The organism is Methanosarcina siciliae T4/M (assembly GCF_000970085.1).
Taxonomy (GTDB): domain Archaea; phylum Halobacteriota; class Methanosarcinia; order Methanosarcinales; family Methanosarcinaceae; genus Methanosarcina; species Methanosarcina siciliae.
In genome coordinates, this window is record NZ_CP009506.1 from 2968073 (window position 1) to 2983334 (window position 15262).

The 15262-nt window shown below is 43.0% G+C and carries 10 protein-coding genes; 4 read left to right on the forward strand and 6 right to left on the reverse strand.

Translation table 11 applies throughout. The annotated features are described in order from the left end of the window. Positions 1-107 precede the first annotated feature (107 nt). Positions 108-1352 (forward strand): IS110 family RNA-guided transposase, encoded by a 1245-nt coding sequence (locus MSSIT_RS12590; RefSeq protein WP_048172801.1) that lies wholly within the window; start codon positions 108-110, stop codon positions 1350-1352. 88 nt (positions 1353-1440) lie between these two features. Here the strand turns inward: MSSIT_RS12590 and MSSIT_RS12595 are convergent, their stop codons facing one another. Then, positions 1441-2034 carry a PEF-CTERM sorting domain-containing protein gene (locus tag MSSIT_RS12595; protein ID WP_048172802.1) on the reverse strand — a complete coding sequence of 198 codons (594 nt, stop codon included), beginning with the start codon at positions 2032-2034 and terminating at the stop codon, positions 1441-1443. 704 nt (positions 2035-2738) lie between these two features. Between MSSIT_RS12595 and MSSIT_RS12600 the strand changes: the two genes are divergently transcribed. Then, a complete protein-coding gene (locus tag MSSIT_RS12600) occupies positions 2739-3341 on the forward strand; it encodes a flavin reductase family protein (protein WP_048172804.1) in 603 nt (200 codons plus the stop codon). Between the two features lie 108 nt (positions 3342-3449). On the opposite strand, the gene uvrB is transcribed toward MSSIT_RS12600, so the two are convergent. The 3 genes from uvrB to uvrA form a co-directional block, all read right to left on the reverse strand. Beyond that, positions 3450-5462 carry an excinuclease ABC subunit UvrB gene (gene uvrB / locus MSSIT_RS12605; protein ID WP_048172805.1) on the reverse strand — a complete coding sequence of 671 codons (2013 nt, stop codon included), beginning with the start codon at positions 5460-5462 and terminating at the stop codon, positions 3450-3452. 108 nt (positions 5463-5570) lie between these two features. Then, positions 5571-7121: an excinuclease ABC subunit UvrC gene (uvrC, locus tag MSSIT_RS12610; protein ID WP_048174768.1), complete on the reverse strand. Its 1551-nt coding sequence runs from the start codon at positions 7119-7121 to the stop codon at positions 5571-5573. Positions 7122-7237: 116 nt separating this feature from the next. Next, positions 7238-10219, reverse strand: coding sequence for an excinuclease ABC subunit UvrA (gene uvrA / locus MSSIT_RS12615; protein ID WP_048172807.1), 2982 nt, complete (start codon positions 10217-10219; stop codon positions 7238-7240). An 853-nt stretch (positions 10220-11072) separates the two neighbouring features. Between uvrA and MSSIT_RS12620 the strand changes: the two genes are divergently transcribed. Continuing rightward, complete coding sequence (locus MSSIT_RS12620) at positions 11073-11972, forward strand: pentapeptide repeat-containing protein (protein WP_052721645.1); 900 nt, start codon at positions 11073-11075, stop codon at positions 11970-11972. Positions 11973-12640: 668 nt separating this feature from the next. Continuing rightward, entirely contained in the window at positions 12641-13012 is a 372-nt protein-coding gene (locus MSSIT_RS12625) for a hypothetical protein (RefSeq protein ID WP_231589802.1), read from the forward strand. 250 nt (positions 13013-13262) lie between these two features. Here MSSIT_RS12625 and MSSIT_RS12630 read toward each other — a convergent pair whose 3' ends face one another. Together MSSIT_RS12630 and MSSIT_RS12635 are read right to left on the reverse strand one after the other, a co-directional pair. Next, positions 13263-13793, reverse strand: a complete 531-nt coding sequence (locus MSSIT_RS12630) for a hypothetical protein (protein ID WP_048172810.1) — start codon at positions 13791-13793, stop codon at positions 13263-13265. Positions 13794-14003: 210 nt separating this feature from the next. After that, positions 14004-15068: a hypothetical protein gene (locus MSSIT_RS12635; protein ID WP_048172812.1), complete on the reverse strand. Its 1065-nt coding sequence runs from the start codon at positions 15066-15068 to the stop codon at positions 14004-14006. Positions 15069-15262 lie beyond the last annotated feature (194 nt).

Below are 15262 nucleotides of genomic sequence, written 5' to 3' on the forward strand. Positions count from 1 at the left end.
AAACTAACTGTGAATTGCCATCGAAGGCCCAGATGTGACTTTGATCACGGATGCCAAATTGCCTTTGAGGCAATTCTACTGTCCTGGAAATAATGGAGTAATGTAAATTGGAAGGGGAAATAAACAAATCTTGTGGTTTAGACATTCACAAACGTTTTGTTATTGCTACTATTCTGAGTAGATCAGGTGAAAAACAGCTACAGCGTTTTGATAGAGATGATGATGGAATTTTAGCCCTTAAAAATTGGGTAACATCAGAGAAATGTGATGTTGTTGCATGTGAATCAACAAGTGACTTCTGGGTTCCGATTTATGAGGCATTGATAGATCATTTGCCTGTTATAGTTGGAAATGCTCGAGATATGAAGGCATTTACACATAAAAAAACGGATAAAATAGATTCAGAAGTAATTGCACAACTTGCATTGAATAAAATGGTTCAACCATCAAGAGTTTTTCCGAAAAGGCATAGAGAATTCAGGTCATACGTTAGGCTCAGGTTAACTCTTGTAAGGAAAAGAACAGATATAAAAAATGAAGCTCATGCTATTCTTTCTTCTGAAATGTTGCATCTAGGTGATGTGCTTACTGACATTTTTGGAAAAAATGGCAGAGCAATTCTAGCAGGAATTTCTTCAGGCAAGAATGTTGATCAGATTATAGAATCGCTTTCTCCAAATGTAAGGAAAAAAGGTGTTCAGATAAGAGAAATTCTAGACAGGGAAATATCCCAGAGTGCCGCAATCAGGCTTCAAATATGCCTGGACCTTATAAAACATTTAGATGATGAAATTGAAGTTCTGGAAAGGGAAATTTTCAATTATGCTTATCAAAAGCATAAAAGGGAAATGGAAATTTTACTTTCAGTTCCAGGTATTGGAGAAATTGGGGCAGCAACTCTAATTGCTGAGATAGGAAATTTCAGCGATTTTTTATCGGGAGATAAACTTGCTTCATGGCTTGGTCTGGTTCCAAATGTCTATCAATCTGCGGATAAATACCATAACGGAAGAATCACTAAGAGAGGATCTAAAGTAGCAAGGTGGATTCTAACTCAGATTGCTCAGGCAGCAGCAAGAAAGAAGAACAGCAAGTTAAAAGAGTTTTTTAACAGGAAAAAGAAGACAATTGGACATGCAAAGGCAATTATTGCCCTGGCAAGGAAAATTGCAACGATAGTATGGCATCTGATAACAAAGGATGAGATGTACGAAGATGAAACAGGGTATGAAAAGGGGGAAGTTAAAAAGAGGAAGATTGTGGAGACCGAGATATTCTCGGTTGATGAACGGATAACAATAATTAGTGGAATAATTGCAATGATGGGAAAAAAGGATGGGGAGAGTACGTGATGATATTTTTCATCACGGACTTTCATGCCAAAAGAAAGAAAAAGAAAAGGTTAATCTTTAGGGGGGTTCGCGCCTTAAAAATAGTCGCTTATTTTTGATTTCTGCGGCTGAAAATAAACATTATTCCCAGTATTGCCGCAACGGGCAGGGCTATTGTGGGGAATTCGGGAATATGGGCGCCCCCTGTAACCCAACTGCTGTCTTGATTTTTTCCTGAAACATCCAATATATCAGTACCAAATCCAAGATGTACAACAATACTGTTTTTTAGAGCATTTTCCGGAAGCTGAGCAAGTGACTGATTTAGCTCAATTACAATCGGCCCTCGTGATTTTGTTTTATCGGTAGATTTATCACAGAGGGTAAAGAACTCGCCAAACCCGGCAAAGTTACTTTTGTAATCAGATGTATGTGTCCATACATTATCACTATGATCAGGATCGGCGACACTTTTTACATACTCATTTCGAAGATAAAGCCTGATGCCTTTTATATCAGCCTTTTCACCATTTACAACCGTACTTTCGTCCGTGATAATTATGTGCGTCCCATTGCATGTCACCTTAATACTTATGCCATCAACGTTTTCGCTTGTATTCGTTAAATAAAAAGTTTCCGCACTTGCAGTGCCAACCATAAGCAACAAAAGTGCAAGAACTCCAATAATATATTTTAACTTCACCCGTCAAACCTCCTTTAGAGAAATTAATTGAATGTTTTTTTATACATCCATAAATAGATAAACTTATTTAGTTAAATATATTTTATACAGTACATGAATTACTGATAATATAATCAGCATCAATAAAGATCTTCATAAAAATTAAATTATGGAATTTTTTGAGATCTAATTAATATAAGAAATCATATATAATTACAAAAAAAGTAAATATTGAAGCAAATTATATATCTGACCTGGAGTTCCCACCAAACTTAGAAAAGTTTGAGTTTCAGGAATGCCTAACTCTGCAAAATATGTAATAAATTTGATGTAAAAATAAAAAGACTAATATAGATGAATGTTTAACCCGGGGCAATAGAAAGAAAAGAACTACAAAAAAGTAAGAAACTGATGGAAATGATTTTTATCTTCAGGGACTAACATCACTCTCAGCTTATTTTTATATTTTTTTCCAGCTTCTTCATTGGTCATATTTTCCGAAGCACATTTTGTGTTGTTTCTACTCATGGATATTTTATGATTTCTGGAAATATCTGATCCTGGAACACAGGCACCTGATTCTATAATCAATCAGATAAGAATATAAAGCATTCATTTCCAATTTACATGTATTTAGGTAACAAATTAATTTAAGTTCATAACATAAAATATTAAATAGATCAAAAATAATTGTATTTTGATTTAAAAAATATCGAGGTAAACAAATGAAATTAAAACCAAGCAAAAGAGAGCAAATCTTTCCCCTGCCTGTTGCCCTTATTTCCACGGTTTCCAAGGAAGGAATCCGAAACGCGGCTCCCTGGTCCAATGTAACTCCAATCCTCCGCCCCCTGGATGAAGTGGTGCTCGCTTCCTGGCTCAAGCGCGATACCCTCGCAAACATCCGGGAAACAGGAGGATTTGTCATCAATATACCTCCAGTTGAGATGGCAGAAGCAGTCATGATCTGTTCTCGAAATTATCCGCCGGAAGTAGATGAATTCGAAATGGCCGGGCTAAAATCCCATCCCTCGGAGGAAATTCTGGCTCCCGGTATTGAAGGATGCCTGGCCTGGGCCGAATGTACCCTTGTGGAGGAAATCCTGAGAGAAAATTTCTCCCTCATCATAGGAAAAGTTGTTAATTTAGAAGTAGATGAGAAATTCTTTGATGAGGAAGGCAAAATGGATTTCGAAAACGCAAAACCAATGTCCTGCATGCTGGGATCAAAAGGCCTTACCTTTACCTGCCCCAGAGACAGTGGAAAATCAGCAGACTATTCCGAAATGTTTTTGGGAGGAAAAGAGGCTTTAAGCCCAAGACCCTGAATTTTGTCCTTAACGGCTTATGAGATAAATGAGATAAAAGAAAATTCATTATCCTGTGAAGTGATATGATGGACTATTTTATTCAAGAGTCAGTCTTTTCAAGCTACTTCACACCGCTTTTATCTCTTTTTCCAGGTTCTTTATGAGCTCCCTTAGCTGGATTGCGCGCTCGAAGTCCAGCCTGTCGGCAGCCTCCCTCATCTCGGCGTCCAGTTCGATAATTACATTAGGGATATCGGTCTTCGGGATGTGTTTTGTGTCGGTAATATCCACGACCTTTTCCCTGATGGGTTTCCGGATGGTTTTCGGGATTATGCCGTGTTCTTCATTGTAGGAGATCTGCATGGAACGGCGGCGTTCGGTCTCATTTACTGCTTTTTTGATGGAATCTGTCCTGTTGTCGGCGTAGAGGACGACCTTCGAACTGGAGTTCCGGGCTGCGCGGCCTATGATCTGGATAAGACTCTTTGAGTCCCGGAGAAAGCCTTCCTTATCCGCATCAAGGATTCCGATAAAACCTACTTCGGGAATATCAAGCCCTTCCCTGAGCAGGTTGATCCCGACAAGGACGTCGAACTTGCCAAGGCGCAGTTCGCGGATGATTTCCGTCCTTTCTATGGTCTTGATATCGGAGTGCAGGTAGCGGGCCTTAATCTCATTTCGGGCAAGGAACTCGGTCAGTTCTTCTGCGAGCTTCTTGGTAAGGGTGGTCACAAGAGCGCGGTCTCCCCTCTCCACTATTTTCCGGATCTCCTGCATAACATCCTTTACCTGGCCTTCAAGGGGACGTATCTCAACCTCAGGGTCAACGAGCCCTGTCGGACGGATGATCTGTTCCACAATCCTGGCAGAATGCTCCCGTTCGTAGTCCGAAGGGGTTGCCGAGACGAAGATCACGTTTTTCATATATATTTCAAATTCTTCAAATTTCAGGGGTCTGTTGTCATAGGCACTGGGGAGCCTGAAACCATAATCGATAAGGCTCTTTTTCCGAGAACGGTCCCCATTGTACATCCCGTGAAGCTGAGGGATTGTCTGGTGGCTTTCGTCAATGACCAGGAGGAAATCGTCAGGGAAATAGTCAAGCAAACAGAAAGGCTGCTCTCCGGGCTGCCTGTGGTCAAAGTGCCTTGAGTAATTCTCAATGCCCTTACAGTTGCCGGTTTCCTCAATCATCTCCATGTCGTAGAGCGTGCGTTGTTTTAGCCGGTGGGATTCGAGCAGCCCGAGGGTGGGGAGGTGTTCTTCAAGCTCTTCAAGAATGGACCGGATTGCACTTTTCTGCTCCTCTTCCGGAATAACATAGTGCCGCGCAGGGTAGATGAAGAAGTAGTCCATGTCTTCTTTTCGCTGGCCTGTCTGCTTGTCCACTTCGGAAATCCGGTCCACCTCGTCCCCGAAGAGTTCGACCCGGATGATGTCATCGAAGTAACCGGGAATAATATCAATGGTATCTCCTTTTACGCGAAAACGTCCGGGCATGAGTTCCATGTCGTTTCTTTCAAACTGGATGTCGATAAGTTTCTCGAGGATTTCTTTTCTCTGGACCTTATCTCCGACCTTCAGTTCAAACCCCATCTTCTGGAAATTCTCAGGGTTGCCAAGCCCGTAGATGCAGGACACCGAAGCCACCACAATAACGTCCTGGCGCGACATCAGGGAGGCTGTGGCTGCAAGGCGCATCTGTTCGATCTTCGGGTTTATCTGGGCATCTTTTTCAATGTACTGGTCCTTAGCAGGGAGATAGGATTCAGGCTGGTAATAGTCGTAGTATGAAACAAAGTACTCAACCCTGTTTTCAGGGAAGAACTCCCTGAACTCGTTATAAAGCTGGGCAGCCAGGGTCTTGTTGTGGGCAATAACAAGAGTCGGTTTTCGAACCTGGTTTATAACATTTGCAACCGTGTAGGTCTTTCCGGATCCGGTCACCCCGAGCAGGGTCTGGAACTGCTCTCCTTTCCTCAGCCCTTCCACAAGTTTTTCGATCGCCTGGGGCTGGGACCCTTTAGGTTCAAACCCGGAGACCAGTTTAAACTGCGGGCTGTCCCAGTACCGCGCATCGTGCAGTAGTTCGAACTTTTTTTTGGATGACTCCCCGGATGTCTGGCTGGAAACTTTCATAGAATCAAGACCTTCTTAAGTAAACGGAATTAATTGACATCGATGATTGAGGAAACCGACAAGACAGAAGGCTACGATTTACCGTGCACTACTTCTGTACATTACGATTTACTTTATCAACGATTTTTGTCTTAACAGGCGGTTGTAGGTGATTGCAAACCTGTGGGCTTCGTCCCTGATTTCCTGGACAAAGAGAGAAGCCTTTTCATTTTTCTTGACGGGAAGAGGGGATTTAAGCCCCGGAACATAAAGTTCCTCTTCTCTTTTGGCAATGGAAATAATCGGAATCCTTATTTTCAATTTACGGAGTTCCTGGAAAGCTGAAGAGAGCTGCCCTTTCCCCCCGTCGATAATAATTAAGTCCGGCATTTCGTGTTTATCTTCAAGCAGGCGGGAATAACGCCTCCTCACAACTTCGGCAATGGAAGCAAAGTCGTCAATCCCTTTCACACTTTCGATTTTGAAGCGGCGGTAGTTGTGTTTGTCAGGCCGACCGCCTCTGAACTGGACCATCGAACCTACGGTAGCGGTGCCCGATAGATGGGATATATCGAAACACTCGATAACGTTCGGGAGTTTGGGGAGAGAGAGTTTGCTCTGCAGGGCTTCGAGTTTCTTTCTATCCCCGAAAAATCCTATCTCGACATTTTTCAGGACCAGGTCGAGAAGTTCTTTTTTCTCCCCCTGCTTCGGAACCGTGACCTTCACTTTTTTTCCTTTCACATGCGCCAGAAACTCTACAAGAGACTCTTCAAGAACTTGAGGAACGATCAGTTCCTCAGGAGGGTCGTTCTCGGAATAGTACTGTACCAGAAATTCTTGCAGGAAATCTTCCCCGAAAGCAAAAACATAGTCCTGCTTGTCTTCCAGGGTCCCTTTGTAGACCTTGAAGAGCATGAGATAGACCGTATTGTCCCTGACAATGTAATTCAGGATATCCTCATCATGTTTCTTCTGCCTCTCCATGTTTTGTTTTTCCTGCAGGTATTCGAGGGCTGCAATCTCATCCCTGAGAGCCATGGCCTGCTCAAACATCTGCTTTGCAGCCATCTCTTTCATCTCTTTTTCCATGGACTCGATGAGTTCTCTGATGTTGCCTTTCAGGACAGAAGTGGCCCTTTTTACTTTCTCTCCGTACTCTTCCTCGGAAATGCTGCCTATGCAGGGGCCGCTGCAGGCTCCGATATGATAGCGGAGGCAGGCACGTGAGGGCATTTTTTTACAGGTTCGGAGCTGGAAGGTTTTTCTTACGACCTCGAAGATGTAGTCCCTTTCTTTTGCAGAAACGAAAGGACCGAAGAACTCCCCGGCTCCGGTATTTTTCCGGGCAATCCTGATCCTGGGAAACTTTTCCCCGGTAAGGTGGATGCAGGCATAGCGTTTTGAATCCTTGAGGAGGATATTGTACCTGGGCCAGTGCTTCTTGATAAGGGTATTCTCAAGGAGAAGGGCTTCTACCTCGGTATTTGTAACAATGAAGTCAAGGCCCCTGGCAGCCTGAACAAGGCTGGCTGTTTTAGGGTCATGGTCCCTTTTCTGGAAATAACTGTTCACCCTTTTTTTAAGGTCTTTTGCCTTTCCCACGTAGAGCACAATCCCTTCCTCATCCTTAAAAAGGTAGCAGCCGGGAAGATGTGGAAGGACTTCCAGATCAATCATTTTTAGCCTCATTGCGTTCAAATTTATTTTTCTCAAATCCGGTTTCCGGGTTCTTGCTAATCAGGAGTTCTTTTTCAGATTTTAATTTATCAGGATGCTTTTGTGTCCGGAATCACTCAAAGTGCCTGGCCTTCAGATACCTCATCCGGTCCTTCGTCGAAGTCTTCAGGTTCTTCTTCAAATTCTTCCCCGGAATCACCTTCAAATTCCCCGTGACCTGTCTCGAAATCTTCCCCGTCCTCAAAAACAGCCTCAACCGTCTGTAGACCCGAGTCCAGATAAGAGTTCTCTTTCACTGGAAGCCTTGCAGTGAGGAAACGCCCTGTATGGCTTTCCGGGATCAGGGCAATTTCTTCAGGTGTGCCTGTGGCTACAATCTCCCCTCCTGCATGCCCACCTTCTGGACCGAGATCGATTATATGGTCTGCAGATTTGATGACGTCCAGGTTGTGTTCGATTACAACCACTGTATTTCCTTTCGAAACAAGCCCGTTAAGAACTGAAATCAATTTTTTGACGTCGTGGAAATGCAGCCCGGTTGTGGGCTCGTCAAGCAGATATATGGTCTTTCCCGTGCCCTTTTTTGAGAGTTCGCGGGTAAGTTTTATCCTCTGGGCTTCCCCTCCGGAAAGGGTCGTGGAACTTTGCCCGAGCTTGATGTACCCGAGCCCTACGCGCGTGAGAGTATCGAGCTTGCCTTTGATTGAAGGGACGTTTTCAAAGTGCTCTGCAGCCTCTTCCACAGTCATGTTCAGGACTTCGGAAATCGATTTGCCCTTATACTTTACCTCAAGGGTCTCCCGGTTATAGCGTGTACCCTTGCACTCTTCACACTCAATGTAAACATCAGGCAGGAAGTTCATCTCGATCTTGATCAATCCGTCTCCCTGACAGGCCTCACAGCGTCCTCCCTTTACGTTGAAAGAGAAACGTCCGCTTTTGTACCCGCGGATTTTTGCTTCCTTGGTCTCGGCAAAAGCCTGCCTGATAGCATCGAAAACCTTGGTATAAGTCGCAGGGTTCGAGCGAGGGGTCCTGCCTATGGGGCTCTGGTCGATAACTATTACTTTATCAATCTCGGAGTCAAAAATCAGCTCTTCATATTCCCCGGGTGTTACATTAGATTTGTTGATCTTTTTCATCAGGGCTTTGTAAAGGGTATCATAGATAAGGGTAGACTTTCCGGAGCCCGAAACCCCGGTGACTACAGTGAGTAGTCCGATTGGGATGTTTACATCTATATCCTTCAGGTTATTTGCCCGGCAGCCTTTCAACCGGATGAAGGTCTCGCTCTGTCGGCGGAGCGCGGGAGGCTTTATCTGCTTTTCTCCTGAGAGGTACTTGCCTGTCAGAGACTCCGGATTTTTCTCAATTTCTGCAGGCGTCCCTTCTGCAACCACAAACCCTCCGTGTATCCCGGCGCCAGGTCCTATATCGAGCACGTAGTCTGCTGCCCGGATGGTGTCCTCGTCATGTTCTACCACTATGAGGGTGTTCCCGAGGTCACGCAGGGTCTGCAGGGTCTGGATAAGCCGCTCGTTATCCCTCTGGTGCAGCCCTATGGACGGTTCGTCGAGCACATAGAGCACCCCCATAAGGTTTGAGCCGATCTGGGTTGCAAGTCTGATCCTCTGGGCTTCTCCGCCTGAGAGGGTACCTGCACTGCGAGAAAGGGTCAGGTACCCAAGCCCCACATGTTCAAGGAAGCCAAGTCTGGAGCGAATTTCTTTTAAGACCTGTTTTGCGATTTCCTGCTCTTTTTCGGAGAGTTTCAGGTTTTCAAAAAACTGGATACACTGGATAATGGAAAGGTCAGTTGCATCAACAATGGATTTGTCACCGAGCTTTACTGCCAGAACTTTTTCTTTCAGGCGTTTGCCTTCGCACTTTGGGCAGGGGCGGACCTGCATGAATTTCTCAAGTTCTTTTCGCCTATACTCGGACTTGGTCTGGTTGTAAAGCCTTTCGGACTGCGGAAGAAGCCCTTCCCAGGTGCCCTTGTGGGACCAATGGGCATCTCCGTTTTTCATGCTCATGCTGAACTGGATACTTTCTTCCGAGCCGTACATGAGAGCGCTATACTGCCTTTCTGAAAGGGATTCGATAGGGGTAAAGATGTCAAAACCGAAATGCTTTGCAACAGCTGCCAGGTGCTGGCTTCGGTAGCCGTCAAGATAGTTCCTGTAAAGAGCAACGGCTCCGTCGGCAATGCACAGGCTTTTGTCCGGAATTATGAGGTCCGGATCAAGTTCCATTTTAATCCCGAGCCCGTTACAGGCTTCACAGGCCCCGAAAGGACTGTTGAAAGAAAACATCCTGGGCTGGAGTTCCTCAAAAGCCATCCCGCATATAGGGCAGGCCATGTTTGAAGAATACAGGTGATCTTTCCCTTCCGCATCCACGGCGATCAGGAGCCCTTCGCCTTTTCTGAGGGCATTTTCACAGGCTTCGACAAGCCTTGACCGGTCTTCGGAAGGGTCCAGGCGGTCTATTACCGCTTCGATGTCGTGTTTTTTGTAGCGGTCAAGGGAGATTTCGTCATCTGTCCTGTGAATCTCCCCGTTTACCCTGGCCCGGGTGAAACCTTCGCTGTTCAGGTCCCTGAAGAGCTGCTGGTAAGTCCCTTTCTTCTGGCGGATTATGGGCGCGAGGATTGTAACCATCCCCTCACATTCCCTGCTGAGGCTGTCTGCGATCCTTTCCGGGGACTGTGACTCTATTTTGATATCATGAATTGGACAGTAAGGGGTTCCAACTCTTGCAAAAAGCAGTCTGAGGTAGTCATAAATTTCAGTGACAGTTCCCACCGTACTCCTGGGGTTTTTAGAAGTTGTTTTCTGCTCTATCGAAATTGCCGGAGACAGCCCCTCAATACTATCCACATCCGGCTTGTTCATAAGCCCGAGGAACTGCCTTGCATAAGCTGAGAGGGATTCCACATAACGCCTCTGTCCTTCGGCATAAACAGTATCAAAAGCCAGGGTAGATTTCCCAGAGCCTGAGACGCCTGTAATTACAATGAACCTGTCCCGCGGGAGTTCAACTGTGATATTTTTCAGGTTGTGTTCCCGCGCCCCTTTGATAATAATATTTTTCATTTTCCTTCTCTCAGGTTTTTCTTGTCTCGGTGAATCGGTTATTGAGATTTTTAAGGTAAGAATTTAGTGTATGGATGTTTAAGGTGAGAATTTAATATATGGGAGTCTGATCTTCGAGTCTGGGTGTGTGAATATTCAGCATATTATAACAAAAAGTGAGCCCTTTTATTAATAAAGTGATATAGCGGATTGAAAGTATTAAGTCGGCAAAATAAATAATTTCCTAATTAAAATATGTTGAACCGGATCTGTCGTAAACGAATCTTTCATTGCTCTCATTTCTAATTTTTATCCTGTTCTCATTCAATACTTTCAGCTTGGAAAAATCATTCCTCCTGCAAAATAGTTAATAAACCTGTGAAACCGGAGCAGCACCCCAAAAAAATAAAGAGGAAATCAATCGGGAAAATGCAAGAAGAGTAAAGTTTGTGGTTTCAACCATATGATGAGCTGGTAAATTATGTTTATTGTATAAAAATTTATCTTCTTTGGAATATTTTAATAATTACATATTAAGTTAGTATATAAGTAAAGTAGCGAGGGGCAAGAATTTCCGTATGTTCACTAAAAATATGTTCCTTGAGAGCAGGTCCCAAGGCTTGAAATTGCTTCTTTGAATCTCGCATTTTCAAATCCATAGAGTCTCAAGACTATTTTTTATTTCTTCACCTGAAATACAGGTTCGAGGCGTTTACGAACCACAATGATAAGTTTCCCTTCCCGGACCTGCAGTAAGTCCAAGAGTTTAGGAATTATTATCATCTGTTCAATTTTAAAAACAAAACTCTGAAGAGCAGAAAATATTTTCCTGAAATAGTAATGCTTATTTTAGTTAAAAACCGACTAATTGTAGATGGATATTCCAGAGAAAAAAGACTTTCGAGGAGCTAACCTCCAGGAAGCTAACTTTGAAAAGGCTGACCTCCGGGGAGCTGACTTTTATGAAGCCAATCTTCGTCTGGCTAACCTTCAGGGAGCTAACCTTCATTCAGCTAACCTATACGGAGCTAACCTTCATCTGGCTAACCTTCAAGGAACTGAACTTGGAGGAACTAACCTCCAGGGAGCTAACCTCCACCTGGCTAACCTCCAGGGAGCTAACCTCCATCTGGCTGATCTTCATCTGGCTAACCTTCATCTGGCTAACCTTCAGGGAACCGACCTTTACGGAGTCAACCTTCAGGGGGCCGACCTTCAAGGGGCTGATCTTCAAGAGGCTAACCTTCAAGAGGCTAACCTTGAAAAGACTAACTTTCAGGGAGCTAAACTTGGAGGAGCTAAACTTGAAGGAGCTTACCTTATAGGAATTCGCTTTCAAGGGGCTAATCTTCAAGGAGTTGATTTTCATGAAGCTAACCTTCAGGAGGCTAATCTTCAGGAGGCTAATCTTCAGGAAGCAAAACTTGAAAGGGCTGACCTTATAGAGGCGAATCTTGAAAGCGCCAATCTTCAAGGAGCCAACCTTCAGGGAGCTGACCTTCAAAGGGCTGACCTTTATGCAGCTAATCTTCAAGGGGCTAATCTCCGGGGAGTTGATCTTGAAAAGGCTCACCTTAAGATAACTGACCTTGGAAAGGTTGACTTTCAGGGAGCTAACCTTAAGGGAGCTCACCATTTAACAATGGATCAGCTTTCTAAAGTGAAAACACTTTATAATGCAAAATTAGAAGAAGAACTCTTCATATCGTTAAAAGGGAAGTACCCTTCCCTCTTTGAAGTACCGGAACCGCAGGACCCGAAGGACCAGGAATGACAGCAACCAAAAGGCAAAAACTTTGAGAACTATTGACTCTGAATTCCGTTTTTTTGCCATGAAGGAAAAGGACGAAAGGACCAACTATATTTTACAGAACTCTCGACGCTACCTTGAAAAAATGCTTTTCGCATCATTCTTACGCAAATCCAAAGAAATTTTGACTTTTTCCGGTTAAACTTTATATAAAAACTGATCTTTTTGTTAAGACAGCTTTCATAAAAAAAGTTTTGCATAAAACTTACAAAGCAGCATTGCGTTTTTTAAGTTACCCACATCCCAAACAAAATATACCGGGGATGGGATTCGAACCCCTTAATTCCCTGGTCATCCGTCAGCTACATGGTTGATATTCCTGGATCAGACTTCCCAGCGCGGCTAATGATTTTATTTTTATCTGCTGTAAGCAGGTGGGTTCAAGCGGAGCGCTGTGCGTGGAAAGAAAGAACGCGAGATGCAATTAACGGGGATTCAGGAATAATAAAAACTAATTAACCAAGGGCTAATAAAAACTAATTAACCAGGGGCTGCCTGAAGTAAATGAAGAGGATAAAAGAGGGAAGATTTTCAGCGAAGTACTATACTTGTGTAGTAGTCTATTTATACATCTTAACTGTACGAGTAGTGGTATGAAGCAATACAAAACTTTCAGACTTTCCAACAGTGTATTGTCAGACCTGAAAGCTTTGCAGAAAGATGGTGAATCGATTCCGGATACCATCAGAAGACTGAATAACGATTACTCGGATTGTGTTGAAGAAATTCATTACAGGTATTCAAGAGATATATTGAATGACGGGTCATTTACTCAGTATATTTCTATCACTGCATGTGACAACAGTAGGTATGGTTTACGGTATACTGAATATTTCATGAAGATAGGGGAAGACCTGAACGACATTGTTAGGCTCCCAAAAGACGTTCTCGACGAAATCAGTTGGCTGTCGCAACACCCGGACGAGATATTCAATACTACTATGTTCACGTTGATATCTATTAAGAAAGCTTTAATGGAATGGAATGGAGAAGAAAAAAAATAAACTAACATTCTACTTCTCTTTGTTAAAATTCCTCTACCCATTTTTACTGATTCACAACCCAACCTGCTTCATTACTCTGTTTTCTAATCCTTCAATGTGGTAGCAGGAAATAAAAAATTTCTTTCTGTTTTAATTGCGTTGTGGAGCCTTCCGGGACTACTTGGTCCGTTTGTTTAAGGGCGATAGCCCCTGGCCTTTGTACGTGGCTTCTAAGTGATATCTACGACTAAGAGATTATAACTTTCCTTTTTCAATAATCTTCCCATGTGGATGACATTCTCCCCCAATCAGCTTTTACCAGATCCACAAGTGCTTGAAAAGAGAACTCACCCATCCTGTGCCCACCACGATATAATTCAAGGACATCACGATTTAAATCCATCACATACGCATATGCGATCAAGTCAGTAGGTTTTTCTAATGAATATTCTCGATGTTCTGGAATGATTGGCAGTCCAAAAAGAATTACGTACTCAAAACATGCCATCGGATCAAATGAAAATTGAGTATGCCAATCTTCGTTATACTTCAAAGACTCTAAAATTTCTGGGTCTCTGATTAATTTTTCAGCTTGCTCTTTAGTCGGATTATCTATTTCATCAACCCATTCAACTTTTCTAATGTTTTCCTTAAAGATCTTCATTCGTAAAGAATCCCTCTGAAGTCCCCTTACAAATGATACAACTTCCGTTCCTAATCCTTCAGGACCACAATCATGCGACTGATAACATAAATGAAGTTCCTTATCAAATCTAACTCCGACTAATCCGTTAGTTAACACCTTTCATTTCTCCGTCATTTTTTCCAATATAGAACTTACGCAGTTGAACTGAGAAATAAATAGCATTGGACTTTTAACTGTCCAAAAAATAAAGTTGACCCAAACGTCTATTGCGTTTGATTTTATATTTCAAGTGAGTAAGTCCTAATAAGTAAAAATTAAAAGCTTGGGCTTTCTGGGATAAAATCAAAAAGGATTTCTCAGAGTTCTTCACCGCTCTGTGGAAAAACTGAGCATTCCAGGCAAGCCCACATTAAATTTGAATTTTCCGGAACCTGAGGTTTCAAGAATCTGTTGTTTTATATAATACAGTGCATTCAGAAGGCTGTCACTGTCTTCAGAGTCCATATCTCCGGCATAGGGATGGATATTTTCTTCAAGGGCGTCCAGAAGCCGTGGATCAATATCATTTAAGAAGTGAGCATCCAGGACCAGAAGGCTTGAAATCTGCTCGTAAAAACCTGCAAGTTCCTTAAGCCAGTCCGGGACCCCGTAACGTGTTGCATATTTCTGCCTGTTCAGGAAAAGAAGGTAACTGGAGACAGTATTTATGAGATTCTCAGTTAGCCTGTTATCCGGAAATACGATTGGGAAACGTCTCAGGACTGTAGGAGCCGTATAATCCGAGAAGATCATTTCAGACTTACATACCGCAGGAAAGAGCCTGGCAATCGGACTGTTCAAAACTGCAGTAACATAAGGATACTTACTCGGGTCTTTGAGAACAATCCCGCAGCCGTCTCCAAACACAGAATTCCCAGCAGCATCATATGCAGCCTGCAGATGATAGCCTTCAGTCGCAATAATCTTAGGAGTGTTAAAATACTCCAGAAGCTTTTTTCCTTTTATACTATAGTCTGCGGAGTTAAGAGGGGAAATGTCGTGACGGAACTGCTTTTTGAATTCCATAATTCTCCTGTAAGCCATGGGGAACCTTGCCTCCAGCTCTTCGGGGGGAACTACATTGTATTCTTTCTTTTTACCCCCCTCGGAAAGCTCATACGGCAGCATAAAACGGTAAGGTGAAGAGCACGCAAATTTTTCGGAAAATGTTCCTGATATATACGGATAGACAATTTCAGGTTCTGAAAATACAGGTTTACACAAGCCTTCGCAAAGATAATATGAATCTGAACCGCTTTCCTCGGGAAGGAGAAGCCTATGCATCAGAATGTTTTTTGTACTTACACCTTCAAAAATGCTTTCGGAGACATCTTCAAGTGTAACCGGAATTTCACAAATTTTTTCTACTATTTTGTTTTCTTTGAGTAACATCTAATTTTCACTTCTGTAGAAGTACATCGAGAATTTTGTTTCTCTGGTGTTTTTTACTTTCGGGACTTAGTTACAATGATAGACGTATAATTGATGGTCATCTCAGGATTTCGGACTTTTAGACCCCTATTAAAAAACTATAATATCCCGGCCTTAAATATGTAGTATTAGTTTATTGTATACACGCAATAGTA

Coding starts and splice junctions, on each gene's coding strand:
- MSSIT_RS12600 (WP_048172804.1), top strand. CDS start 2,739: ATGAAATTAAAACCAAGCAAAAGAGAGCAAATCTTTCCCCTGCCTGTT.
- uvrB (WP_048172805.1), bottom strand. CDS start 5,462: ATGAAAGTTTCCAGCCAGACATCCGGGGAGTCATCCAAAAAAAAGTTC.
- uvrC (WP_048174768.1), bottom strand. CDS start 7,121: ATGATTGATCTGGAAGTCCTTCCACATCTTCCCGGCTGCTACCTTTTT.
- uvrA (WP_048172807.1), bottom strand. CDS start 10,219: ATGAAAAATATTATTATCAAAGGGGCGCGGGAACACAACCTGAAAAAT.
- MSSIT_RS12620 (WP_052721645.1), top strand. CDS start 11,073: ATGGATATTCCAGAGAAAAAAGACTTTCGAGGAGCTAACCTCCAGGAA.
- MSSIT_RS12635 (WP_048172812.1), bottom strand. CDS start 15,068: ATGTTACTCAAAGAAAACAAAATAGTAGAAAAAATTTGTGAAATTCCG.